This is a genomic window from Mycolicibacterium phocaicum (genome assembly GCF_010731115.1).
Lineage (GTDB): Bacteria > Actinomycetota > Actinomycetes > Mycobacteriales > Mycobacteriaceae > Mycobacterium > Mycobacterium phocaicum.
In genome coordinates, this window is record NZ_AP022616.1 from 2,548,777 (window position 1) to 2,573,464 (window position 24,688).

24 protein-coding genes are annotated in these 24,688 nt (G+C 68.0%); 10 read left to right on the forward strand and 14 right to left on the reverse strand.

The features are described from left to right. Window positions 1-269: 269 nt before the first annotated feature. The 5 genes from G6N46_RS12185 (at window position 270) to G6N46_RS12205 (ending at window position 4,817) form a co-directional block, all read left to right on the forward strand. Window positions 270-923: a TetR/AcrR family transcriptional regulator gene (locus G6N46_RS12185; protein ID WP_138249621.1), complete on the forward strand. Its 654-nt coding sequence runs from the start codon at window positions 270-272 to the stop codon at window positions 921-923. Beyond that, complete coding sequence (locus tag G6N46_RS12190; RefSeq protein WP_138249622.1) at window positions 920-1,843, forward strand: ABC transporter ATP-binding protein; 924 nt, start codon at window positions 920-922, stop codon at window positions 1,841-1,843. Before G6N46_RS12185 ends, G6N46_RS12190 begins: the two co-directional genes overlap by 4 nt. After that, the gene (locus G6N46_RS12195) at window positions 1,840-3,477 is read left to right on the forward strand and encodes an ABC transporter permease (RefSeq protein WP_138249623.1); all 1,638 of its coding nucleotides are present in this window, start codon (window positions 1,840-1,842) and stop codon (window positions 3,475-3,477) included. Before G6N46_RS12190 ends, G6N46_RS12195 begins: the two co-directional genes overlap by 4 nt. An 8-nt stretch (window positions 3,478-3,485) precedes the next feature. Then, window positions 3,486-4,160 carry a methyltransferase family protein gene (locus G6N46_RS12200; RefSeq protein WP_138249624.1) on the forward strand — a complete coding sequence of 225 codons (675 nt, stop codon included), beginning with the start codon at window positions 3,486-3,488 and terminating at the stop codon, window positions 4,158-4,160. Between the two features lie 72 nt (window positions 4,161-4,232). Beyond that, a complete protein-coding gene (locus G6N46_RS12205) occupies window positions 4,233-4,817 on the forward strand; it encodes a DUF4126 domain-containing protein (RefSeq protein ID WP_138249625.1) in 585 nt (194 codons plus the stop codon). A 75-nt stretch (window positions 4,818-4,892) separates the two neighbouring features. Here G6N46_RS12205 and glgC read toward each other — a convergent pair whose 3' ends face one another. After that, window positions 4,893-6,107, reverse strand: coding sequence for a glucose-1-phosphate adenylyltransferase (gene glgC / locus G6N46_RS12210; RefSeq protein ID WP_061010717.1), 1,215 nt, complete (start codon window positions 6,105-6,107; stop codon window positions 4,893-4,895). Window positions 6,108-6,184: 77 nt separating this feature from the next. Here glgC and glgA point away from each other — a divergent pair, with 77 nt between their 5' ends. Further along, a complete protein-coding gene (gene glgA / locus G6N46_RS12215; protein WP_138249626.1) occupies window positions 6,185-7,354 on the forward strand; it encodes a glycogen synthase in 1,170 nt (389 codons plus the stop codon). A 1-nt stretch (window position 7,355) separates the two neighbouring features. Here glgA and G6N46_RS12220 read toward each other — a convergent pair whose 3' ends face one another. The 5 genes from G6N46_RS12220 to folP all read right to left on the reverse strand — a co-directional run bounded on the left by G6N46_RS12220 (window position 7,356) and on the right by folP (window position 10,369). Continuing rightward, window positions 7,356-7,523 carry a DUF3117 domain-containing protein gene (locus tag G6N46_RS12220; protein WP_005059648.1) on the reverse strand — a complete coding sequence of 56 codons (168 nt, stop codon included), beginning with the start codon at window positions 7,521-7,523 and terminating at the stop codon, window positions 7,356-7,358. A gap of 153 nt (window positions 7,524-7,676) precedes the next feature. Beyond that, window positions 7,677-8,258 (reverse strand): DNA-3-methyladenine glycosylase I, encoded by a 582-nt coding sequence (locus G6N46_RS12225; RefSeq protein WP_138249627.1) that lies wholly within the window; start codon window positions 8,256-8,258, stop codon window positions 7,677-7,679. Beyond that, window positions 8,255-8,560: a DivIVA domain-containing protein gene (locus G6N46_RS12230; protein ID WP_060999033.1), complete on the reverse strand. Its 306-nt coding sequence runs from the start codon at window positions 8,558-8,560 to the stop codon at window positions 8,255-8,257. The genes G6N46_RS12225 and G6N46_RS12230 overlap by 4 nt, the downstream gene beginning before the upstream one ends. A gap of 46 nt (window positions 8,561-8,606) precedes the next feature. Next, window positions 8,607-9,548 (reverse strand): glucosyl-3-phosphoglycerate synthase, encoded by a 942-nt coding sequence (locus G6N46_RS12235; protein ID WP_138249628.1) that lies wholly within the window; start codon window positions 9,546-9,548, stop codon window positions 8,607-8,609. Next, window positions 9,545-10,369, reverse strand: a complete 825-nt coding sequence (folP, locus tag G6N46_RS12240; protein WP_064857811.1) for a dihydropteroate synthase — start codon at window positions 10,367-10,369, stop codon at window positions 9,545-9,547. Before folP ends, G6N46_RS12235 begins: the two co-directional genes overlap by 4 nt. A gap of 376 nt (window positions 10,370-10,745) precedes the next feature. Between folP and G6N46_RS12245 the strand changes: the two genes are divergently transcribed. Continuing rightward, window positions 10,746-11,840: a glycosyltransferase gene (locus G6N46_RS12245; RefSeq protein WP_138249629.1), complete on the forward strand. Its 1,095-nt coding sequence runs from the start codon at window positions 10,746-10,748 to the stop codon at window positions 11,838-11,840. A gap of 52 nt (window positions 11,841-11,892) precedes the next feature. Here the strand turns inward: G6N46_RS12245 and fadD6 are convergent, their stop codons facing one another. Continuing rightward, a complete protein-coding gene (gene fadD6 / locus G6N46_RS12250) occupies window positions 11,893-13,674 on the reverse strand; it encodes a long-chain-acyl-CoA synthetase FadD6 (RefSeq protein WP_138249630.1) in 1,782 nt (593 codons plus the stop codon). An 11-nt stretch (window positions 13,675-13,685) separates the two neighbouring features. Next, on the reverse strand, window positions 13,686-14,261 hold the full coding sequence (locus G6N46_RS12255) for a cytokinin riboside 5'-monophosphate phosphoribohydrolase (protein WP_133425593.1): 576 nt from the start codon (window positions 14,259-14,261) through the stop codon (window positions 13,686-13,688). A 101-nt stretch (window positions 14,262-14,362) separates the two neighbouring features. Here G6N46_RS12255 and G6N46_RS12260 point away from each other — a divergent pair, with 101 nt between their 5' ends. The 3 genes from G6N46_RS12260 (at window position 14,363) to G6N46_RS12270 (ending at window position 17,906) form a co-directional block, all read left to right on the forward strand. Next, on the forward strand, window positions 14,363-16,018 hold the full coding sequence (locus tag G6N46_RS12260; RefSeq protein ID WP_407665192.1) for an AAA family ATPase: 1,656 nt from the start codon (window positions 14,363-14,365) through the stop codon (window positions 16,016-16,018). 71 nt (window positions 16,019-16,089) lie between these two features. Beyond that, on the forward strand, window positions 16,090-16,962 hold the full coding sequence (locus tag G6N46_RS12265; RefSeq protein ID WP_138249631.1) for a type VII secretion target: 873 nt from the start codon (window positions 16,090-16,092) through the stop codon (window positions 16,960-16,962). 61 nt (window positions 16,963-17,023) lie between these two features. After that, a protein-coding gene (locus G6N46_RS12270; protein ID WP_407665193.1) for an IS5 family transposase occupies window positions 17,024-17,906 on the forward strand; the annotation gives its coding sequence in 2 pieces (ribosomal slippage) (window positions 17,024-17,355 and window positions 17,354-17,906; 885 coding nt in all). Between the two features lie 252 nt (window positions 17,907-18,158). On the opposite strand, the gene abc-f is transcribed toward G6N46_RS12270, so the two are convergent. The 6 genes from abc-f to G6N46_RS12300 all read right to left on the reverse strand — a co-directional run bounded on the left by abc-f (window position 18,159) and on the right by G6N46_RS12300 (window position 24,584). Beyond that, window positions 18,159-19,748 (reverse strand): ribosomal protection-like ABC-F family protein, encoded by a 1,590-nt coding sequence (gene abc-f, locus G6N46_RS12275; RefSeq protein WP_138249632.1) that lies wholly within the window; start codon window positions 19,746-19,748, stop codon window positions 18,159-18,161. Window positions 19,749-19,891: 143 nt separating this feature from the next. After that, a complete protein-coding gene (locus G6N46_RS12280; RefSeq protein WP_064860489.1) occupies window positions 19,892-20,254 on the reverse strand; it encodes an Hsp15 family ribosome-associated heat shock protein in 363 nt (120 codons plus the stop codon). Beyond that, entirely contained in the window at window positions 20,251-21,315 is a 1,065-nt protein-coding gene (gene dapE, locus G6N46_RS12285; RefSeq protein ID WP_138249633.1) for a succinyl-diaminopimelate desuccinylase, read from the reverse strand. The genes G6N46_RS12280 and dapE overlap by 4 nt, the downstream gene beginning before the upstream one ends. 109 nt (window positions 21,316-21,424) lie before the next feature. Beyond that, window positions 21,425-22,705, reverse strand: coding sequence for a GAF domain-containing protein (locus tag G6N46_RS12290; protein ID WP_138249634.1), 1,281 nt, complete (start codon window positions 22,703-22,705; stop codon window positions 21,425-21,427). Window positions 22,706-22,728: 23 nt separating this feature from the next. Continuing rightward, on the reverse strand, window positions 22,729-23,523 hold the full coding sequence (locus G6N46_RS12295; RefSeq protein WP_133425587.1) for an acetoin reductase: 795 nt from the start codon (window positions 23,521-23,523) through the stop codon (window positions 22,729-22,731). 14 nt (window positions 23,524-23,537) lie between these two features. Next, window positions 23,538-24,584, reverse strand: a complete 1,047-nt coding sequence (locus tag G6N46_RS12300; RefSeq protein ID WP_133425586.1) for a 2,3-butanediol dehydrogenase — start codon at window positions 24,582-24,584, stop codon at window positions 23,538-23,540. Window positions 24,585-24,688 lie beyond the last annotated feature (104 nt).

The window sequence follows — 24,688 nt, forward strand, 5'->3', positions numbered from 1 at the left end:
CAGCGGCCATTCGCGTTGACCCTGAACCCAGGGCGCGAAAAGCTGAGTAAGCCGCGCCCACACCGCAGGGTCAACACCGGGGCACCGTCGACTCGCGTTGACCCTGAACCCAGGGCGCAAAAAGTCGAGTAAGCCGCGCCCACACCGCAGGGGCAACGCCGGCCGGGCGTGCGAGCGCATGACCGGTTGACGCTTCTGTCGAATCTTTACGGACTCTTGACGTGTCAGATCCTTGACGCCCGACTGAACGCGTGTTTAACGTACTAAACATGCGTTCAGTCGAGGACCTCACCACCGTCGCCCGGATCCGCGACGCGGCGATCGAACAGTTCGGCCAGCACGGGTTCTCCGCGAGCGTCCGCAGCATCGCCGCGGCCGCCGGCGTCAGCGCCGCTCTGGTGATCCACCATTTCGGCTCCAAGGACAAGCTGCGCGAGGCGTGCGACGCCTACGTCATCGAGACCGTCCGGGCCGCCAAGACCGAGTCGATGCAGAACGCCAGCCCGAGCGCGTGGTTCGCGCAGATCGCCGAGATCGAATCCTTCGCGCCGATGACGGCGTACCTGATGCGTGCCCTGCAGACCGGCGGTGATCTGGCGAAGTCGTTGTGGCAGAGCATGATCGACAACGCCGAGGGCTACCTCGAAGAGGGCGTCCGGGCCGGCACGCTCAAACCCAGCCGTGATCCCAAGGCCCGCGCCCGCTTCCTGGCGCTGACCGGCGGCGGCGCACTGCTGACCTATATCCAGCTGCACCCCAACCCGACGGATTACCGCCAGGTGCTGCACGACTACGCACAGGACATGCTGCTGCCCGCCCTCGAGCTGTACACCGAGGGCCTCATGGCCGATCGGGCCATGTACGAGGCGTTCATGGCGCAACGCGAAGCAGGCCAACCCATCGTCACCACCACCGAGGAGTGAATGTGAACGCCGCCATCGAAATCGACACCCTGACAAAGAACTTCGGAGCAGTCCGGGCACTCGACGGACTGAATCTGCGGGTCGAACACGGCGAGGTGCACGGCTTCCTGGGGCCCAACGGCGCAGGCAAGTCGACGACGATCCGCATCCTGCTCGGGCTCGTGCGCGCCGACTCCGGCTCGGTCCGCCTCCTCGGCGGAGACCCGTGGACGGACTCCGTGGCCTTGCATCGCCACATCGCCTATGTGCCAGGTGATGTCACGTTGTGGCCGACGCTGACCGGCGGCGAGACCATCGACCTGCTGGCCCGGATGCGCGGCGGCATCGACGAGAAACGCCGTGCCGAGCTCACCGAGCGGTTCGACCTGGACCCCACCAAGAAGACCCGCACGTACTCGAAGGGCAACCGACAGAAGGTCTCGCTGGTCTCCGCGTTCGCCTCGAACGCGGACCTGTTGCTGCTCGACGAGCCAAGCAGCGGCCTGGATCCGTTGATGGAGAACATCTTCCAGCAGTGCGTCGCCGAGGCCGCCGCCCGCGGAACCACCGTGCTGCTGTCGAGCCACATCCTGGCCGAGACCGAGCGACTGTGCCAGCGGGTGACGATCATCCGCGCCGGCCGGACCGTCGAGACCGGGACGCTGGAGTCGATGCGGCACCTGTCGAGCACCACCATCAAAGCCGACATGATCAACAACCCGGGTCGAATCGACCATCTCCCAGGGGTTTCCGACATCTTCTTCGATGGCCGGATGCTCACGGCCCGCGTCGAATCGGAGAGCCTCGGCGCCGTCATCAAGGCACTCGGCGATGCCGGCGTGCGCTCACTGGTGAGCCAGCCACCCACTCTCGAAGACCTGTTCCTGCGGCACTACGACAATGGCCGGGCCCGCCGCGAACCCGAGCAGGTGCGGGCATGACCGCCATTCTGGACCGCCCGGCCCGGCCCGCCCGACCTGCCGCCGGGGCGTCCAGCTTCACCGGAACCCTTGGGCTGCTTCGCCTTTACCTGCGCACCGATCGCATCGTGCTGCCGCTGTGGGTGCTGCTGCTGTCCCTGCCACTGTCGACGGTGTACATCGGCAGCATCGAGGCCGTCTACCCCACTGCGGCGGCCCGCGCCGGGTTCGCCGCGAGCATCATGGCCAGCCCGGCCCAGCGCGCGATCTACGGCAACATCTACAACGACAGCCTGGGCGCGGCCGGTATCTGGAAAGCCGGCATGTTCCACGTACTGATCGCCGTCGCCGTCATCCTGACGATGATTCGGCACACCCGCGCCGATGAAGAGGCCGGACGCACAGAGCTGATCGACTCGACGGCCGTCGGCCGCAACGCGAGCCTGACCGCCGCGCTGCTGCTGACCGGTGGCGGCTCGGTGCTCACCGGGTTGCTCGGCTTCCTCGGACTGCTGAATACCGATGTGCCCGTGACGGGTTCGCTGGCCTTCAGTTGCGCACTGGCGGCCTCCGGGCTGGTGTTCACCGCCGTCGCGGCAGTGGCCACGCAGCTCTCCGCCAGTGCCCGCGTCGCACGCGGTACCGCCTTCGGCGTCCTCGGCGCCGCGTTCACGCTGCGGGCAGTGGGCGACGCGAGCGGTAGCGAGCTGTCCTGGGCATCACCCCTGGGCTGGTCACTGCTGGTCCGCCCGTATGCCGGCGACCGGTTCGGCGTGTTGGCGCTGCACGTGACGCTGACCGTCGCCCTGGTGGTACTGGCGTACCAACTTCAGGGTGGCCGCGATGTCGGCGCGGGGATGTTCGCCGAACGGCGCGGCCGGCCGCGGGCCAACGGGATGCTCCATGGCCCAACGGGATTGGCGTGGCGACTGACCCGCGGTTCGGTGCTGGTGTGGACCGTCGGACTGGGGCTGTACGGGCTACTGGTCGGCAGCGTCGTCCACGGTATCGGCGATGAGCTGGGCGGCAGCGGCTCGGCCCGCGACATCATCACGCGCCTCGGCGGTACCAGCGCACTGGAGGAGGTGTTCATCGCGATCGCCTTCAACATGCTCGGCATGGTCGCCGCCGCGTTCGCGGTATCACTGGCCCTGCGGCCCCACCAGGAGGAAACCGGCCAGCGTGCCGAGACCCTGCTCGCCGGAGCCTTGAGCCGGATCCATTGGCTGACGGGCTATCTGACGATCGCACTGGCCGGCACCACCGTCGCAATGCTGACGTCCGGGCTGCTGGCCGGCGTGACCTACGGCGCCGCGGCCGACGACATCACCGGCAAACTGCCCCTGGTGCTGGGTTCGGCAGCGGTGCAACTGCCCGCCATCTGGCTCCTGATCGCGGTGACGACAGTGTTGTTCGGGGTGATGCCGCGGTTCACCCCGGTGGCGTGGGGCGCCCTGGTCGGCTTCATCGCGGTGTTTCTGCTCGGTTCGCTGGCGAATTCACCGCACTGGGTACTGGACCTCGACCCGTTCAGTCACATCCCGCGGGTCGGGTCGGGCAGCTTCACCGCGACGCCACTGGTGTGGCTGCTGGTTCTGGACGCAATTCTGATCACCCTGGGCGCCTTGGCTTTCCGGCGCCGCGATCTACGGTAGGAGAAATCATGAAACTGGCTCTGCAGGCGCTCGCCTCGGCGGCTGGGGGCATCGTCTTCTTCGCGGTGTTACTGTGCGTGCCGGCCGGCACCATCCACTACTGGCAGGCTTGGGTTTTCATCGCCGTCTTCATGATCGCCACCATGGGCCCGAGCATGTACCTGGCCGTCAAACACCCCGAGGCGCTGGCGCGACGGATGCACGGCGGCCCGAAGGCCGAGACCCGACCGGTGCAGAAGGTGGCCATCTGGGCGATCCTCGCGTCGGTGGTCGGGACCGGTGTGGTCAGTGCCCTCGACTGGCGCTTCGGCTGGACCCACGTGCCCACGGCGGTCGTGGTCCTGGGCAACGTCGTCGTGGGGGTGTCCCTGATCGCGGCCCAGTGGGTCGTCATCCAGAACAACTTCGCGGGCGCGAGTATCTCCGTGGAGGCCGATCAGCCCGTCATCTCGACCGGTCTGTACGGCATCGTGCGGCACCCGATGTACATCTGCGCCCTCATCATGATGCTCGCGACCCCGCTGGCACTGGGCTCCTACTGGGGGCTGATCCCGGTGCTGGCCGCCGCCCCGGCGCTTATAGCCCGAATCTTCGATGAGGAGAAGATGCTGCGCGTCGAGCTGCCCGGCTACCTCGACTACACCCGCAAGGTGCGCTACCGGTTGGTCCCCTACGTCTGGTGACACCCCGCGATTTGTGCACGAAAATCCGCGGACAGCGCGGGAAATCGTGCACAAATCGCGGAGACTGAACGGGTGGAACTGTTCACCGGGCTCGGTCTGGCCACCGCGTCGGGCCTCAACGCCTACATCCCGCTGCTGGCGATGGGCCTACTGGGACGCTTCACCAACCTCGTGGAGTTGCCGCACCCGTGGGCGTGGCTGACCAACGGCTGGGTGATCGGCATCGTGGCCGTGTTGTTGGTCGTCGAGGTCGTCGCCGACAAGGTGCCCGCCCTCGACAGCATCAACGACACCATCCAGACGTTCGTCCGGCCGACGTCGGGGGGCATCGTCTTCGGCTCCGGAACGGCGGCGCAGACCGCCGCCGTCACCGACCCGGGCGCGTTCGCCAGTTCCGGACAGTGGATTCCCGTGGTGATCGGGGCCGTCACCGCACTCGTGGTGTCGCTGACGAAGTCGACAGTGCGGCCTGTCGCAAACGTCGCAACCGGCGGGCTCGCCGCTCCCGTGCTGAGCACGGTGGAGGACATCGCGAGCGTCGGACTGGTGATCCTCGCGATCGTGCTGCCGGTGCTGGTTGTCGTCGCGCTGGCGCTGCTGGTCTGGGCAGCGGTGGCCGTGCTGCGACGACGGAAGCGCCGAGACGCCGCGGCCTGAGCAGGCTGCAGCGGAGATCCTGTGCACGTTTTTCCGCGGCTGCCGCGGAAAAACGTGCACAAATCCCCGGATTTACTAGATCCAGACGCCCTTACCGACTGCGACTACACCGCCGGCACTTACCGAGAAGCGTTCGCGGTCCTTCTCCAGGTCCACGCCGACCATCTCGCCGGGGCCGACGACCACGTTCTTGTCGAGGATGGCGTGCCGCACCACGGCACCGCGGCCGACGCGTGCGCCGGGCATGATCACGCTGCCCTCGACGATGGCGCCGTCGTCGATCACGACGTTGGACGACAGCACCGAATTGCGTACGGACGCAGCGGAGATGATGCTACCCGCGCCGACCACCGATTCCTGCGCCGAGCCGCCGTTGACGAACTTGGCGGGGGCGAGATGCTCCGACTCCCCCAGGATCGGCCAGCGCCGGTTGTAGAGGTTGAACACCGGGTGCACCGACACCAGATCCATGTGGGCGTCGTAGAACGCGTCGAGCGTTCCGACGTCGCGCCAATAGCCGTGGTCGCGCTCGGTGGCCCCGGGGACCTCGTTGTCGTTGAAGTCGTAGACGGCCGCCATCCCGTCGGCGACCATCTGCGGAATGATGTTGCCGCCCATGTCGTGGTCGGAGTCGTGGTTCTCGGCGTCCACCCGGATGGCGTCGATGAGCGCCTTGGTGGTGAACACGTAGTTGCCCATGGAGACGAACGTCTGCTCCGGATCGTCGGGCGTGCCCGGCGGGTCCGACGGCTTCTCGATGAAGCTGCGGATGCGGCCGGACTCGTCAGCGTCGATGCAGCCGAACGCCGACGCCTCGGCGCGCGGCACCCGGATGCCCGCGACCGTCGCGCCCGCTCCGCTCTCGATGTGGAACCGCACCATCTGCTCGGGGTCCATGCGGTACACGTGGTCGGCGCCGAAGACCACGATGTAGTCGGGGTCCTCGTCGTAGATGAGGTTCATCGACTGATAAATGGCGTCGGCCGAGCCGGTGTACCAGCGCGGGCCCAGCCGCTGCTGCGCCGGGACCGGGGTGATGTACTCGCCCGCCAGACCCGACAGCCGCCAGTTCTGCGAGATGTGCCGGTCCAATGAGTGCGACTTGTATTGCGTCAGAACGCAAATCCGCAGGTATCGGGCGTTGACCAGGTTGGACAGGACGAAGTCGATCAGTCGGTAGGCACCGCCGAACGGAACGGCGGGCTTGGCGCGGTCCGCCGTCAGCGGATACAACCGTTTGCCCTCACCGCCGGCCAAGACGATTCCCAGCACCTGCGGCTGTTCCCTCATGCCCCCAAACCTAATAGCCACCAACCGAAGCGGCCAGACATACGCCCCAACCCGTCGCACGCGTTAACGTCATCGACATGCGGGTGGCGATGATGACGCGGGAGTATCCACCGGAGGTTTACGGCGGCGCGGGCGTGCATGTGACCGAACTCGTCGGCCAGCTCACGAAGCTGTGCGACGTCGACGTCCACTGCATGGGAGTGCACCGGCGGGACGCCTTCGTGGCCCAGCCCGATCCGCTGCTCGCCGGGGCCAACGCGGCCCTGACGACGCTGTCGGCGGACCTGGCGATGGTCAACAACGCATTCGCCGGTCCGGCTGCCATGCCGGATGTGGTGCATTCGCACACCTGGTACACCGGCATGGCCGGACACCTCACGGCACTGCTGCACGGCATCCCGCACGTGCTGACCGCGCACTCGCTGGAGCCGCGGCGGCCGTGGAAGGCCGAGCAACTCGGTGGCGGCTACCGCATCTCGTCGTGGGTCGAGCGCACGGCGATCGAAGCGGCCGACGCCGTCATCGCGGTCAGCGCGGGCATGCGGACCGACGTCCTGGCCACCTACCCGCAGTTGGACCCTGCGCGAGTGCACGTGGTGCGCAACGGGATCGACACCGACGACTGGTACCCGGTCGAGGCAGGGCAGACCCTGGTCGACCTCGGGATCGATCCGGACCGGCCGATCGCGGCGTTCGTCGGGCGCATCACCCGGCAGAAGGGCGTCGGCCACCTCATCGCGGCGGCCCACCAGTTCGACCCCGACGTGCAGCTGGTGCTGTGTGCGGGCGCACCCGACACCCCCGAAATCGCCGCCGAAGTCGCGGCCGCGGTGAAAGAGCTCAGCGCGACGCGCGCCGGGGTGCACTGGATCCAAGAGATGCTGCCGCTCGAGAAGATCCGGGAAATCCTGGCGACGGCAACGGTTTTCGTCTGCCCCTCGGTCTACGAGCCGCTCGGCATCGTCAACCTCGAAGCCATGGCGTGCGGCACGGCCGTGGTCGCCTCGGACGTCGGCGGCATTCCCGAGGTGGTCGACGACGGCACCACCGGATTACTGGTGCACTACGACGCCGAAGACGCGGTGGGGTTTGAGACAGGGCTCGCGGACGCGGTCAACGCGGTGGTCCGGAACCCGGAACAGGCCCGCACATTCGGGCAGGCCGGCCGTCGGCGGTGCATCGAGGAGTTCTCCTGGATGCAGGTCGCCCAGCAGACGCTCGACATCTATCGGAGCGTCTGCGGCTGAACTAGCTGGTGACGTTCTTCAGTTCGTCGCCCAGGGCTGCGGCCTCATCCGGGGTCAGCTCGACCACCAGACGACCGCCACCCTCCAGCGGTACCCGCATGACGATGCCGCGCCCCTCTTTGGTTGCTTCCAGTGGACCGTCGCCGGTCCGGGGCTTCATCGCCGCCATCGGGTGCTCCCTCCGCACGCGCCCGGACCGCATCCACGGTCCCGGATCAAGGCCGGAGCCACCCACTCAGCGGGTCGGCTCACGGCACTGAACTGCAACTGAACTACGTCTATTGTTCCCTATCGCTACCGGAGGGTGTGAAAGACCCGCCCGTCACGCCTCCGACAAGCTGTGCCGGGGCACCCAACAGGCCTCGACATGGTCGTCCACCATCCCGGTGGCCTGCATCAACGCATACGCCGTGGTCGGGCCGACGAACCGGAATCCGCGGCGCTTGAGTTCCTTGGCCATGGCCACCGATTCGGGTGTGGTCGCCGGGACCTGCGCCAGGTCGGCGGGCCGCGGCCGCGATGGTGGCGCGAACGACCACAGCAGCTCATCGAGGTCCAGACCGCCGTCGATCACCCGGGCGTTGGCGATGGTCGCCTCGATCTTGGCGCGGTTGCGGACGATGCCCGGATCGGCCAACAGCCGGTCGATGTCCTTCTCCCCGAAGCCGGCGACCGTGGCGACGTCGAATCCGTGGAACGCCGCCCGGAAGTTCTCCCGCTTGCGCAGGATGATCAGCCAGGACAGGCCGCTCTGGAACGCCTCCAGCGAGACGCGTTCGAACAGCGCTTGCGTGCCGCGCAGCGGGCGGCCCCATTCGGTGTCGTGGTAGTCGCGGTACAACACCGCGTCCGCAGTGTCGCCGATGTCGACCCACCCGCACCTGGTCTGCTCGACGGCGGTCACTGCTCGGCATCCGCGGTCTGCGCCCGCAACGTCGTCAACTCGCCGCGCAGCGAGTCCAGCTCCTGCGCCAGCCGGTCCAGCACCCAGTCGACCTCACTGGTCTTGTAGCCGCGCAGGGTCTGCGTGAACTTGACGGCGTCGACGTCGGCGCCGGTGACACCGGATGCGGGCAGCACGGTGGCTGTGGTGCCCCGCGCCAGCGGCGGCAACTGCTCGCTGCGACCGAACAGCACGGTGCCCAGGGCGAACAGCACCACCGCGACCAGGATCAGCACCACGAGGTAGATCAAAATCAGCGTCACACCGACGATCCTGCCGGATGGCACCGACAAGCGCCGCCGAGGCGGGTCAGCGCAGGGTGTTCATGGCGGGACGGTCGATCAGCGACACCGTCGAGGTGCGGGGCGTGAAGGCGTCGCCGTCGGCGAAGAACTGGGTCAGTCCGACGCCGGAATCGCTGATGCCGCAGCGCGACAGCAGCGTGGCGATCACCTGACGGCTCATCGCGGCCAGCTCGGTCAGCGGCCGGTTGCGGTGCGTGCGCACGCCGAGGTTGACCTGCGCGATGGCGTCGAGGCCCAGCTTGTCGTAGGTGTCGATCAGCAGACCGATCTCGACGCCGTAGCCGGGCGCGAACCCCACCGACGTCAGCAGCTCCCGGGTGCCGGCGTACTCGCCGCCCAGCGGCTGCAGCAGGCACGTCAGCTCGGGCCGCAGGGACGCCAGCAGCGGACGTGCCACCAGTTCGGTGACCCGGCCGCCGCCGTTGGCATCTTCGGCGCCGCCGACCTTGAGCGGCCGCCGGTAGAAGCCCTTGACCAGGTGCACACCGTCGGCGAGCAGCAGCGGACCCAGGAGCTTGGGCACGAACATCGGGTCGGGGTCGAGCAGGTCGGAGTCGACGAACACGATGATGTCGCCGCTGGTGGCCGCCAGTGAGCGCCACAGTGCCTCACCCTTGCCGGGCTGCACCGGCACCTCGGGCAGCGCCTGTTCGCGGCTGACGACCCGGGCGCCCGCCTCGATGGCGCGCAGTTCCGTCTCGTCGGTGGAACCGGAGTCGAGCACGACGAGCTCGTCGACCAGACCACCCAGCAGCGGGCTGATGCTGTCGATGACGTCGGCGACGGTCTCTTCCTCGTTCAGCGCGGGCAGCACGACAGAGACGGTCCGGCCGGCCTTGGCCGCCTCGAGCTCGGCGACGGTCCACGTCGGCCGACTCCAGCTGCGTTCGGCCAGCCACGCATGGCGAGCGATGCCTTCTGCGGTCAAATCGGGCGTTAGGGTCACGCGAGTCCCCTCACTGTTCGGCTCGGTGGACGCCCGCCCTGGATCGAAGCGACCATTTCCAGGACGCGTCGGGTGGGGCCCACCTCGTGCACCCGGAACATGGCGGCGCCGTCAGCGGCGGCGAGTGCCGTCGCGGCCAGCGTCCCCTCCAGGCGCTCGGTCAGTTCGACACCTAAAGTCTCCCCCACGAAATCCTTGTTACTGAGGGCCATCAGGACTGGCCATCCGGTATTTACAAGATCTTTTACGTGGCGCAACAAACTAAGACCGTGGTAAGTGTTCTTGCCGAAATCGTGCGTCGGGTCGATCAGGATGGCGTCGCGCGAGACGCCGACATCGACGGCATGCCGCGCCGCTGAGGTGACCTCGGCGATGACGTCGTCCACCACACCGCGTTCGGTGACGCCGTAGTTGACGCGGAAGGGCCGCGTGCGCGGCACTGCCCCGCCGGTGTGCGAGCAGACCAGCCCCGCCCCGAATTCAGCGGCCACCTCCGGCAGTCCGGGATCGGCGCCGGCCCAGGTGTCGTTGATCAGGTCGGCCCCGGCCGCGCACGCCTGCTTGGCCACGTTCGCGCGCCAGGTGTCGACGCTGATCAGCTGGTCGGGGTATTCGCCGCGCAGCCATTCGATGAACGGCACCACGCGCGCGATCTCCTCGTCGGCGTCGACGGTGCTGCCTGGTCCCGCTTTGACGCCGCCGATGTCGATGACGTCGGCACCGTCCGCGATCTTCTGGTGCGCCGCGTCCTTGGCCGCGCCGTCGCTGAAGGTCGCCCCCCGGTCATAGAAGGAATCCGGGGTGCGGTTGACGATCGCCATGATCAGCGCGCGATCGCCGGCCACCTGGCGTCCCAGGAATTGGCCCCTTGCGGAGGACTGCACGGCTCCCAGGCTATCGGGCTGCCGCAAATCCGCCGATTCCGCCGTCACCGCCGTGGCAAAGACGGCAGCGGTCGCCCGCCGCCCCGGGCGACCGCTGTGGCTTCGGCGTAGCCCGCCACCTCGGCGCCTGCCCGGTTTCCGAAGGCAAAATATTTTTGGTTTGCTGGACTTTCGCTGAGTGAGTTGCGATCGTGAGAACCAACCTGTTTTGTCCCCGATCTGGCCGCCGAACGAAACATCATCTGATTTGCCTGGACAATGCAGGCGAACAGAACTCGACCGCCGATGGATGAGACCGAAGGGGTAGGGAGCCATGAAGATCCTGTGGGCCATCGTCGACGGCGGCGGCAACATCCCGCCACAGATCGCGGTTGCCCGCGCACTCCGGAAGCGCGGCGCCGACATCCATTTCATCGGCCACGTCGGCGCCCGCGAACGCGTCGAGAACGCCGACTTCACCTTCGAAACCTTCAGCACCGGAAGGGAATTCAACCCGACCACACCGCGGTCACTGCCGGCGATGATGGCCATGTTCACGCGGGAGATCACCGACCGAAGCCTCGGCCGGCAGGTGCTCGACGCGGCGCGGCGGCAGGACGCGGACGCCATCGTCGTCGACACCCTCCTGGTCTCCGTGACCGCCGACGTCATCAAGAGCGGCATCCCGACGGTGGTGTTCGTCCACTGTTTCTACCGCGCGGTTCAGGACGCTGTGGCAGGCCCGATGGGCTGGTACGCGAAGCTGCGCGGCATGGATCCGCGAGCGCCCGAGCGCGCCGACGCGCTGCAGATCGTCGCCGCCCGCGCCGACCTCGACCCGATGCGCGGTACGCCGCCCGTCATCCACACCGGAGTGGTCTGGCAGGGCACACCGTCTCCGTCCGTCAGCGCCGAGACGCCGCGAATCCTGGTGAGCCTCAGCACATGTGGCTTCGGTGGGCAACGGGCGATGCTGCAGAACATCCTCGACGCGCTCGCACCGTTGCCGGTCGACGTGACCGTCACCGTGGGCGCCAGCATCGACACCGCGGGCCTGCGGGTGCCTGCCAACGCGACACTGCACGACTGGCTCGATCACGACGAGGTGCTCGCGACGACGTCGCTCGTGGTCGGCCACGGCGGCCACAGCACGACGATGCGTGCGCTGTCGTTCGACGTGCCGCTCGTCATCATGCCGGCCAATCCCATGATCGACCAGAAAGGCGTCGGGGCCGCCGTCGAACGCGCCGGCGCCGGTATCGCCCTGCCGAAAAAGGCCGGCGCGGAACAGATCCGGGCTGCCGTACAACGGGTGCTCGCCATCCCGAGCTATCGCCGGGCAGCGGCCCAACTGGGTGCCGACATCCGGGCACGGGACGGCGCCGAGGTGGCCGCCGATGCGATCAGTGCCCACTTCGCCACCGTGTGATTTGTGCACGATTTTCCGCGGTTAGCGCGGAAAATCGTGCACAAATCCCTGGCTAGCGCGGCTTCTTGCCGTCCTTCACCTCGGTCGGGTACTCGGGGTAGAACGGCACGTAACCCTCGTCGCGGCCGGACAGCACGTAGATGGGGTCCGATACCTCGTCGCCGTAGCCCTGCTTGCGCAGGTCCACCTTCTGGTTCTTGAACGTCGAGGTGTGCGCCAGCTCGGGCACGATCCGGATGAACAGCGGCACCGCGTAGGCGGGCAGGTGCTCGAAGCCGGCCTTGGCCAGGCGCGCGCCGTCGAATTCGGCGCCTTCGCGCAGCTGCACCGACGCCATGCCGGCGCGGCCGCCGCAGCCCGGCACCTCGACGCCGTACACCGTGCACTCCTCCACCTGGTCGTCGGCGCCGAGCGCGGCCTCGACCTCGGTGGTGGCGACGTTCTCGCCCTTCCACCGGAAGGTATCGCCGAGCCGGTCGGCGAACGCGGCGTGCGCGAAGCCCTGCGACCGCATCAGGTCACCGGTGTTGAACCAGACGTCGCCGTCCTTGAATGCGTTGCGCACCAACTTCTTCTCGCTGGCGGCCTTGTCGGTGTAGCCGTCGAACGGCTGCAGGTTGTTGACCTTGCTGAGCAACAGGCCCGGTTCGCCGCGCTTGACCTTGCGCAGCCGGCCGTCGGGGCCGCGGGCCGGCTCTCCTGTCTCCAGGTCGTACTCCACGTAGACGACGGGCGACGGGCAGATGCCGGTGGTCTTGTCGATGTTGAACACGTTGACGAAGCCGGTGTTGCCCTCGCTGGCGGCGTAGAACTCGCATACCCGCTTGATGCCGAAGCGCGAAGTGAATTCGTCCCAGATCGCGGGGCGCAGTCCGTTGCCGGCGATGACCCGGACCTTGTGTGCGCGGTCGGTGGGCTTGGGCGGCTGGTTCAGCAGGTAGCCGCAGATCTCTCCGATGTAGATGAAGGCGGTGGCGTCGTACTTGATGACCTCGTCCCAGAACCGCGAGGCGGAGAACGACTTGCCCAGCGCCAGCGCGGCACCGGCGTTGAGGGCCGACGACGTCGCGACCGTCAGCGCGTTGTTGTGGTACAGCGGCAGGCAGCAGTACAGCGTGTCGCTGCTGTTCAGGCGCAGCCCCAGCCCGCCGAATCCGCCGAGCGCGCGCAGCCAGCGGTAGTGCGTCATGACGCTGGCCTTGGGCATGCCGGTGGTGCCCGAGGTGAAGATGTAGAACGCCTTCTCCTTGGCCAGGATCTGGCTGGTGCCCACCGGGTTGGCGGTCGACTGGCCGACGGCCAGCTCGCGCAGTTCCTCGACCGACATGAGGCCCGTCGTCAGCTCCGCAGCGGCACCGCACTCGATGACGGGCTCGTGAAAGTCCGACTCGGTGACCAGGACCTTGGCGCCGAGCAGGCCGAGGCTGTGCGCCAAGACATTGCCGCGCTGGTTGTAGTTGATCATTCCGGCGACCGCGCCGCACTTGACGGTCGCCAGCATCAGCAGCACGGCGTCCGGCGAGTTGCGCAGCATGATGCCGACCACCGAACCCGGACCGACGCCCTTGGCCGCGAGCACCGACGCGTAGCGGTTGACCGTCGCGTTGGCCTGACCGTAGGTGATGCGCTGGTCCTCGAATTTGATGAAGACCTTGTCCTTGTTGGCCACTGCGCGTTCCTGGAACACCTTGCCGATGGACGTCTTCGCCGTCGGGCTGGCACCGAAGCCGGTGATCAGGCCGCGAAGGATCACCGGGGCGTCGGACAGGAAACCGGGCAGTTGCTTAGCAATATCGAGCAGCCCGACGCCGGTGCGTGATGTCTCGTCACTCATGCCCGGTGAGCCTAGTGAGCGATGTCACGCGGCGCACAAGCAGCCATGGCCTCGTCGACGTCCTTGACGACGATGAGCCGGTCGAGCGCGGCCCGCTGGACGTAACCGGTGTCGACCAGCGTGTGCAGCCAGGCCAGCAGGCCGTCGTAGTGGCCGTGCGGATCGAGCATCACCAGCGGCTTGTCGTGCATGTTGAGGTAGCCGGCCGTCCAGGCCTCGAAGAACTCCTCGAGGGTGCCGATACCGCCGGGCAGCGCGATGAAGGCGTCAGACCGGTCCTCCATGATCTGCTTCCGCTCGCGCATGGTGTCGGTGACGATCAGCTCGCTGGCGTTCACGTCGGCCAGCTCGCGATGCACCAGCTTCTTGGGGATGACGCCGATGGTGCGGCCGCCGTTCTCCCGGGCTCCGTCGGCGACGGCGCCCATCGCCGAGACGTTGCCGCCGCCGGACACCAGGGTCCAGCCTTTCGCGGCGATGGCCCGGCCCACATCGCCGGCGAGGGTGAGCAATTCGGGATGACGGGGACCGGCGGCGCAGTAGACACAGACGGCGTAGGGATTCTCGGGGGTGTTGTCGGCCAGCACAGCACAACGCTAATCGAGCGATGCCGTCCGCCGCGCAGCCATAGGATCGGACCGTGGTGCTCAGCCAGCTGAAAGCGGGCGTCGAAACCCGGGCCGGTGCGCTGCTGACGGGTGCCCGCGGGTCTGGCAAGACCACATCGGCGCGCGTGGCTTTCGACGAGCTGGCGCCCGGCTTCGAACGAGCAGCCTGGATCACCAGCACCGCCGCCGATTCGCGGGTGCCGTTCGGTGCTTTCGAGCGGCTGTTCACGGTGCCCGAGACGGGCCGGACGATCCAGGTGCTGCGCGCGGCGCGGGAGGCGCTCGGGACCGGACTGCTGTTGGTCGTCGACGACGGGCATCTGCTCGACCGGCTGTCGGCGTCGTTGGTGTATCAGCTCGCGGTGTCGGGAGCGGCCCGGGTCATCGTCACGGCGGAATCGAATCATTCTCTGCCCGAGGGTCTTTCGTCGCTGGTTCGGGACCGGTTGGTGGTTCCGGTGACTGCTGACGAGCCGGTCCGTGCTGTGGTGCCGCACGATTCTGCGCCGCCGCCACCCGACGGCGACGGCGTCGTCGGCCGGCTGCGGCGTGCGGTGCGGGCGCTCGACGGCGGCGACGCATTACCCGTCGCCGAACTCGCTGCCGCCGCCGACGATGCCCTGCGCCTCGGCGATCTCGAACTGGCGGAACGGCTGGGGCGGGCGGCGCTGCCGGCCAGCGGCCTGGCCACCCGGGTGACGTTGAGCTATGCCCTGGCCTGGCAGGGACGCGGCGTCGATGCCGACGCGGTGCTGGCCGAGGTCGACGCGTCCGCGCTGACCGAACCGGCCCTGATGATGTGGGCACTGCCCCGCGCGGCCAACCAGTTCTGGATGCTCTCCGAACCGGAGCGGGCGACGGCTTTCCTGCGCACCGTCAGAAGCCGCGTCCAGACGCCGGCGGCGCAGGTCACCCTGGACGCCTTGTCGGCGACGTTCGCGATGAACGCCGGCAATCTGAACCGGGCCATGCAGCTCGCCGACTCGGTGCTGGCCAGTGCCGAACCGAGCGACACCGCCGTCGGCTGGGCGGCGTCGGCGGCCGCGCTGAGCTGTGCTCGCACAGGCCGGTTGACCGAGGTGGACGGCTTCGCCGAGCGCGCCCTGGCCGCCGGGCAGCCGGGTCTGTTGCGGTTCACCAGCGGGTTCGGGCAGACCACGGTCCTGCTGTTGGCCGGCGAGCCGGACAAGGCTCAGCAGCTGGCCCAGGAGCTGATCGACTTCACGCAGTCCCAACAGCCCGGGCGGGCCATCGGCGAGGTGCTGCTGGCCGACATTCTGATCGCACGAGGCGAGCTCGACGCGGCGATCGAAGTACTGCAGGGCGCGACGAAAGTACTGGCGCGCACCGGATATTCGTGGGGTCCGCTGGCATGGATGCTGTTGGCGCGGGCGCTCGGCCAGCGTGGGGCCACCGCCGAGGCGGGCCGGGCTCTGGCCCGTGCCGAAGCCAGGCACGGCTTGAAGTCGATGTTGTTCGCGCCCGAATTGGCCCTGGCCCGCGCCTGGACCACCGCCGCTCGGCGGGACCACCACGGCGCGATCGCCGCCGCCCGCGAGGCGCTCCGCGCCGCCGAGCGGGGCGGCCAGTCGGCGGTGGCGCTGCGCGTCCTGCACGACGCGGCGTTGTTGGGCGATGTCCGGGCCGCGGACTGTTTCGACCGCGTCGGCGTCGACTGTGCGTTCGGCAGGCAGGCTCGGGCCGTGGCGGCGGAGGTCGCCGCCGATCGCGCCTGACCATTTGCCGCAGGGCACGTCATCGACGTCGCCATAGGATTGACCGCAACAGGTCTTCGAGGGGGCAGATCATGGGCGATCCGCTGTACGTCAATACCGAGGGTGTGCTGGGCATGGCCCGGGTGCACGACGCGGTTGCGGCCGGGCTCGGTCAGCTCCAGAACGGCGCGGGTCTCGGCCAGTCGGTCGGCCCGGCCGGTCCGGCGACGACGCACGGGCTGATCGCCCACGGCATGAATTCGGCGCTCGGTGGGGTGATGGCGCGACGCGACAGCATCCTGCAGTCGACGGGCGCGGCCGGCCAGCAGATGTCCGAGCAGTTGCACCGCGCCGCCGAGGCATACCGGGCCGGTGACGAGCAGGGCGCGCGTGGGTTGTCTTCGGCCGCCGAGGGCATCCCGGGAGGCGGGGCCGGTGGCGGCGTCAGTGCCGGCACGCCAGGTGGGGTCGGCGCGGCGGTCCCCGGCAGCCCCGCCGCCGGCGGTGGCGACGTGGCGCAGACGCTCGGGCAGGTGGGCCAGCAGGCCGGCCAGATCGCCCAAGGCGTGGCACAGACGTTGGGACAGATTCCGGGGCAGATCGCCCAGGGCGTGAGTGGCGTGTTGGGCGGGCTGCTCGGCGGACTGGGCGGGGTTGACGGTGTCGGCGCCGGACATGCGGCCGGATCGGGGCTGGGCGGGCTGAGCGACTCCGGTGGCGTGGATTCTGTTGGCGAACATGACAAGTCGGATGCCGACGATCGGGACCGGGAGCGCCGGGACCCGGAGCGCCACGAAAAAGGCGAGGACGACAAGCGGATCCTGTCGGTCGAGCACCGTGGTCAGTCGGGTGACGCGGGTGAAGGCGAGGGCCCGGCGGCCGGCCCGTCGGGCGCCGGCGGTCCGTCGGGTGTCGCCGCTCCCCCACCACGCCGCCCGGCCCAGACTCGGCCGCAGGACATCTAGGGCGTGTCTGACAAAGATTTGGGGTGTTGTACCGCAGGCTGAATTCGTGTCGCGGTTTCAGTTGCTTTCTGATGCTCAGTGGTCGTTGATCGAGGATCTACTCCCTGCTCGTACCGGTAAGCGGGGCAGGCCTTTTCAGGATGCACGTTCGATGGTCGAGGGCATCATTTACCGCTACCGGTGTGGTATCGCCTGGCGTGATGTTCCTGAGGTGTTCGGTCCGTGGCAGTCCATTTGGACCTGGCATCGGCGGATGAGCGCTGATGGCACCTGGGACACGGTGTTGGCACGGTTGCTGACTGCGGCCGAGGATGCCGGAATCCTCGATTGGGCAGTGTCGGTGGACTCCACGATCGCCCGCGCCCATCAGCACGCCACAAACCTCACCCGTGACACAGGGGGCTGGGTCGAATTACACGAATCTGGCGATCGAGCCGCCTGACCATGGCATCGGCCGCTCCCGAGGCGGTTTGACCAGCAAGATTCACCACCTCGTCGACGGTGGTGGACGACCGTTGGTGGTGCTCGTCGGCGCCGGCCAAGCCCACGACGGGCCGGTGTTCGAGCATTTGCTCGCTCACTTGAAAGTCAGCCGCCGCAGCGGCGGCCGGGCACGCACCCGCCCGGACCGAGTCCGTGGCGATAAGGCCTATTCCAGCCGCGCGACCCGTACCTTGTTGCGGCAACGCCGAATACGCGCGGCGATACCTGAACCCAGTGATCAGATCGCCAACCGTAAACGCCGAGGCTCACAAGGTGGGCGGCCACCGGCCTTTGACGCCCTCGACTACAAAGGCCGCAACGTGGTGGAGCGAAACTTCAACGTAGTCAAGCAATGGCGCGGTCTGGCCACCCGCTACGACAAACTCGCCATCGTCTACCGCGCCGCCGCGGTCCTACGCGCCGTCACGATCTGGCTGCCCTATTTATCAGACACGCCCTAGGCCAGGCCTCGCCCAGCGGTTGATCGTGCGTCTACGCAGATGTCTACCCGCAAGAGTTCAGCGAGGACGCACACTCAACTGCGGCAAGGGATTTGCTTGTCGAGTGCTCAGCGCTCGGACCGCAGAAGTCGACCGCCACCCCGGCGCCTTCGACCCGGAGCTGTCACAAAAACCGACATTGTCAGCCGATGCTGACAGTTTCAAATCGCAAGCGCCGCAGGAGAGCCGGCACGCCGACCGTGCACGCTGGTTTCACTCCAGCGTCATCCGGCGTTCGATGCCGATCGCGTCGAGAAACCGCTCGTCGTGACTCACCACGATGAAGGCACCGCGGTAGGCGTTGAGCGCGGATTCCAGCTGCGCGACGCTGACCAAGTCGAGGTTGTTCGTCGGTTCGTCGAGCAACAGCAGGTGCGGTGCCGGTTCGGCGTACAGCACGCAGGCCAGCGTCGCGCGCAGCCGCTCCCCGCCCGACAGGACCGACACCGGTAGCTCGATCCTGTTGTCCTGGAACAGGAACTGCGCCAGGAGATGCCGCCGGCGGGTGATGCTCAGGGTCGGCGCCCAGGCCATCAGGTTCTCCAGGACACTGCGCTGCTCGTCCAGCAGATCGAGACGCTGCGACAGGTAGGCGATGCGGCCGCCACCCCGGGTCAGGGTTCCGATATCCGGTTGGAGGTCACCGTTGATCATCTTGAGCAGCGTGGACTTGCCCGCGCCGTTGCGACCGGCCAGGGCGATGCGTTCGGGTCCGCGGATGTCCAGGTCGATTCCGTTGTCGGCGAACAGCATCCGACCACCGCGCTGGATGTTGAGCCCGGTCGCGCTCAGCACCGTCCGGCCTGCGGGCACTTCCGTGTTCGGCAGATCGAGGGCGATGACGTCGTCGTCGCGCACTGCGCGTTCGGCGGCGTCGAGACGGGCGCGGGCGTCGTCGACTCGTTTTTCGTGCACCTCGTCGGCGCGACCTGCCGATTCCTGAGCATTGCGTTTGAGTTTCCCGGCAATGATTTTCGGCAGTCCAGCATCCTTGAGGTTGCGGGCGGCCGTGCCGGCCCGGCGGGCGGCGCGCTCCCTGGCCTGCTGCATCTGGCGCTTCTGGAGTTTGAGCTGCGACTCCGCGTTGCGCATCTCGTCAACCGCAGCGCGTTGCGCCTCGGCGACCGCGTCCTGGTAGGCGGTGAAATTGCCGCCGTAGAACTGGACATCGCTGTCGCGCAGTTCGGCGATGCGGTCCATGCGGTCGAGCAACGCACGGTCGTGGCTGATCAACAACAGGGTGCCTGGGTAGCGGTCCAGCTCGTCGTAGAGCCGTTGCCGCGCAGCGGAATCCAGATTGTTGGTGGGCTCATCGAGCAGCAGAACATCGGGACGCCGGAGCAATTGCGCGGCCAGCCCGAGGGTGACGACCTCTCCGCCGGACAGGGTGCCGAGCACCCGGTCGAGGGGGACGTCGAGGCCGAGCCGCGCCAGCTGCGCGGTACTGCGTTCCTCGATGTCCCAGTCATCGCCGATGGCGGTGAACACCGCCTCGGAGGCGTCGCCGTCCGCCAGCGCCGTCAGGGCCGCCAATATGGATGCCACGCCGAGTATTTCGGCGACGGTCAGGTCGGTTGCGAACGGCAGCGTCTGCGGCAGGTAGCCGAGAGAGCCGTCGACGGTGACGCTGCCGCCGGTCGGTTGCAGCTCTCCGGCGATGAGTTTGAGAAGCGTGCTCTTACCCGCGCCATTGGGGGCGACAAGTCCGGTATGACCGGCACCCACGGTGAACGACAGGTCCGAGAACAGCTCGGTGTCGTCGGGCCAGGAAAACGACAAATGGGAACACGTAATAGAAGACATGCAAAAGCTCTCGTGAGAGTGACAGGGCGAGGGCGTACTCCGGTTATCCGGAGATGTCTTCTCCCAGCATGTTTTCGGCCCACCTCGGTTGACAGCAGTTGCAAAACCCACAGTACTCACGAGCGCAACTGATTAATCTCCGCTCAGTACCCGCGCAGCTGATCCAGCTGCCGCCGTTCACGTTTGGTGGGCCGGCCCGCGCCCCGGTCGCGGACGGGCACGGCAGGCATCGTCTCTTTGGCGGGTGGCGGCGGGCTGCGGTCGATCAGGCATTCGGGGACGACGGCGGCGCCGACCCGCTTGGCGATGGGCCGGATGACCTCGACGATGCGCTCGCGGCCCTCGAGCCGGACGCGAACCTCGTCACCCGGACCGACCAGCTGCGCCGGCTTCACCGTGACGCCGTTGACGCGCACGTGTCCGGCCCGGCAGGCCGCGGCGGCCAGGGCCCGGGTCTTGGTGATCCGGACGGCGAAAATCCAGCTGTCGACGCGAACGCTACTCAACTTGTCAGGTACCGCCGCAGAATGTCGGTGACCGCGGTGATGTCCGCCGTCGTCACCCGCTCGTCGACCTTGTGCGCGAGGTTCGGGTCGCCCGGCCCGTAGTTGACGGCCGGAATGCCAAGGGCGGCAAAGCGTGCCACGTCGGTCCAGCCGTACTTGGCCCGCACCTGTCCCCCGGCCGCGGCGACCAGCGCGGCGGCGGTCGGCTGCGTCAGCCCGGGCAGGGCACCGGCGGCCGAGTCGGTGAGGTCGATGCGCACGTCGAGACCGGCGAACACCTCGTGGACGTGCGCGAGCGCCTGCTCGACGCTGCGGTCCGGGGCGAACCGGAAGTTGACGGTGACCGAGCCGGCATCCGGGATGACGTTGCCGGCGATGCCGCCGTCGATCCGGACCGCGGACAGGCCCTCGCGGTAGACGCAGCCGTCGATGTCCACCTGCCGCGCCTGATAGGCCGTCAACCGCTCGAGAACGGCACCGAGTTTGTGAATCGCGTTGTCGCCCAGCCATGATCGCGCCGAATGCGCGCGTGTACCGGCGGCGTGGACGATGACACGCAACGTGCCCTGGCAGCCGGCTTCGATGAGGCCACCCGACGGTTCGCCGAGGATCGCGACGTCGGCCTTGAGCCAGTCCGGCAGTTCACGTTCGATGCGGCCCAGACCGTTGGCGCTGGACTCGATCTCCTCGCAGTCGTACATGACGAGCGTGATGTCGTGCGTCGGCTCGGCGATGGTGGCGGCCAGATGCAGGAACACCGCATCGCCTGCCTTCATGTCGGAGGTGCCGCAGCCCCAGAGCTCGTCGCCGACGAGCCGGCTCGGCAGGTTGTCTGCCGCTGGGACGGTGTCGGTGTGCCCGGCCAGCAGCACGCGCGACGGCCGGCCCAGGTTGGTCCGGGCCAGCACGGCGTCGCCGTTGCGGATCACCTCGAAGTGCGGCGCCTGGGCCTTGAGTGCGGTCTCGATCTCGTCGGCGATGAGCTGCTCGTGCCGCGACTCGCTGGGAATGTCGACCAGGGCGGCGGTCAGAGCGATCGGGTCGGCGGTGAGATCCAGCATTCAGCCAGATTAGCCGGTCGCCTATCTCCCGCGAGCAGACGTAAAACTGTCGTTTTCCCGACGAAAACGACAGTTTTGCGTCTGCTCGCGAGGTGAAGGTGCCCCCGGTTCAGGCGACGGCGCGCAGGGCCCGGATGGCCGGTGCCGTCGAGGCGCCGAGCAGCGTCGAGCGGTCGGCCGGGTAGCGCACGTCGATGACGGCGTCGTCGCCGAACCGGTAGGGCTTGCCAAGGATCAAGCCCGCCAACTGCTTTCGCATCCGGGACAGCTCGGCCCGCACCGTGACCACCCGGCTCCGGTCGCCGTAGAGGTCCTCGGCGAGCTCCGATGCCGACCTCCCGTTCCGGTGGATCGCCAGCACCAGCAGGATTTCGGCGTGCCGCAGCGAGATGTCGTGGCGCCAGCCACCGAACTGCCCGGCCATCTCCAGGACGGGAGCGCCGCGCAGGTCCAGGACGACGCGGGTGGCGGTCGCGTCGTCGTCGGCCGCGGCGATCGATGGCCGGACCAGCCATCCGCCGGGGAGAATCTCGACGTCGCACCGTCCGAGGGTCGGGATCCATGCCCGCCCCGGGGCCAGTTCGTCGGGCAGCAGAATCCGGTTGTGCAGCGGCATCTGGTCGACGGCGGCCACCCAGCCGTCGGCGTCGACCGCCAGCGCCGGAGCGCCGATGCGGGCCAGGATCGGCGCGGCGACCATTCGCAGCCGGTTCAGCGTCCCCTCATGCTGCTCGCGCAGGTGCGCTTCGGCCAGCCGGGCGACCGCGTCGACGAGCGCGACGGTGGTGGGGTGCACCGTCGCGGCCGGGCCGGAGACATCGACGACGCCGATGACCTGGCCGGTGCGCGGGTCGCGGACCGGGGCGCCCGCGCAGGTCCAGGCGTGGTGGCTGCGCAGGAAATGCTCGGCGGAGAAGACCTGCACGGCCCGGTTGGACGCCAGCGCGGTCCCGATGGCGTTGGTGCCGACGGCACCCTCACCCCAGTTGGCACCCTCGACGAACCCGAGCCGGTCGGCCTTGCCCAGCACGGCCGCGGACCCGGACCGCCACAGCACCCGGCCCCGCGCGTCGGCCAGCACGAGGATGTTGTCCCCTTCGGCGACAATGGATTCCAGGCCGCGTGACACGTCGTCGAGCACGGCGAGCAGACCCGATGACTTGCGCAGCGCATCGAGCCCGGACGCTTCGATGACCGGCGGGATGTGGGTATCGGGGTTGACGCCGCGGGCCAGCATCCGCTGCCACGATTCGCCGATCACATCGCGCGGCCGCGCCGGGGCCCGCCCGCCGGACATGGTCGCGTCGTAGACAGCCGACATCAACCGCGCGTAACTGCGCGGGTCCTCGCCAACAGCTACCGCTGGTTCAGGCACGGCCGGGCTCTGCATCAACGCCGATTGTGCTCCGCATGTCAGCGATAAACCAGGCCGCCGTCGATCAGACCGGCCTGCCCCGTCATGTAATCGGCGTCGGGCCCGGCCAGATACGACACGAAACCGGCGACGTCATCCGGGGTTTCCGCGCGACCCAGGGCGATCCCGCCGACGAACTTCGCGTACGTCTCGCCGACCGGGGCGCCGGTGAGTTCGGCGAACCGCTTGTCGATCTCCACCCACATGTCGGTGCCCACCACGCCGGGGCAGTAGGCGTTGACGGTGATGCCGTCGGCGGCGTGTTCCTTGGCGGCGGCCTGGGTCAGGGCGCGTACGGCGAATTTCGTGGCGCTGTACGGCCCGAGCATGGCGAAGCCGTCGTGCCCGGCGATCGACGAGGCGTTGATGATCTTGCTGATCTTGCCGTCCGCCTGGTTCCCGAGTTCCTTGAATTTCGCGACGGCGGCCTGGATGCCCCACAGCACACCGTCGACGTTGATCGACCACAACCGTTGCAGATCCTCGGGCGTGACGTCGGCGAGCGGGCCCACCAACGCGACACCGGCGTTGTTGACCATGATGTCGAGGCCGCCGAGTTCGGTTGCCACATAGTCGACTGCGGCGAACACCTGATCCCGCTGACTGACGTCAGCGACGAAAGTGGTGAATTTGCAGCCGATCTCGGATACCTCGGCGGCCACCTCCGCCAGCGGATCGGCTTCGACGTCGACGAGCGCGACGTCTGCGCCGTCACGCGCGAGCCGCAGCGCGATACCGCGCCCGATGCCACGTCCGGCCCCGGTGACAAGGGCTACCTTCCCTGCCAATGTCATTGCTGTTTCTCCGCTCATCGCGTCGGGTCGACCAGAACCTTCATCTTGTTCCCCGCATGCAGGGCCTCGAATCCTTCGGCGACCACATCACCGATCGGAATCTGGGCCACCCATCCGCTGGTGTCGTAGGCGCCCTGCGCCATCAACGCGATGACGGCCTCGAAGTCGGCGCCGGTGTAACACAGCGAGCCTTGGATGCGGGATTCGTTCATCACCAGGTTCAAAAGTGGTGTCTGCAGCGGCTTTTCGTAGATCGCGACGCTGACCATCGGCTTGCGGGAGCCGACGCAGGCCAGTGCCGTCTCCACCGCGGGAGTGACGCCGGCGGCGTCGAACGCCGCGTCGGCCCCGGCGCCGTAGGTGTGGTCGGCAATGAAGCCGGGCACGTCGGTGACCGTCGGGTCGAGCGTGACGGCACCGAGTGCTTCGATGGCGGCCCGCCGCGTCGGCGACGGCTCGACGACAAAAATCTCCTGAAGTCCCTTGCCGCGCAAGGCGAACCACAATCCGATGCCGATGGGACCGGCGCCGAATACCATCGCGGTATCACCGGGTTTGACGTCACCGAGCGTCGCCGCGTGGTAGGCCACCGACATCGGTTCGACGAGCGCACCGAGTTCCAGCGAGACGTTGTCGGGCAGCCGGTGCAGCATGTTCGTCGGCACCACGGTGTATTCGGCCATACCGCCGTCGGACATCAGGCCGTGGAAGCCGATCTGCTGACAGACGTTGTAGTTGCCCGCCGCGCACGGGCCGCAGTGGCCGCATTTGTAGATCGGTTCGACGGCCACCCGGTCGCCCTCACGCCAGCCCGTGACGCCGGCGCCGACGGCGGTGATGGTGCCGGAGAACTCGTGGCCCAGCGTGAGCGGCAACTCCTGATGGGTCAGGGGATGCGGCTGCGTGGGGACGAAGATGGGGCCGGCGTAGTACTCGTGGAGGTCAGTGCCGCAGATGCCGTTAAAGCCGATCTGTAGTTGCACCTGGCCTGGGCCTGGCGCCGGGATGGCGACGTCCTCGACCGAGACTTTGTTGGGACCGTAGTAGACAGCTGCTCTCATGCGACCAGTTGTATGTGACCGCGGCCACATCTCGACAGAGTTGCAGAAGGTTGCAACGCTGCAACGTGGTGCAACTCTTGTCCGAGGTTGTGCTCTGGCTGTGT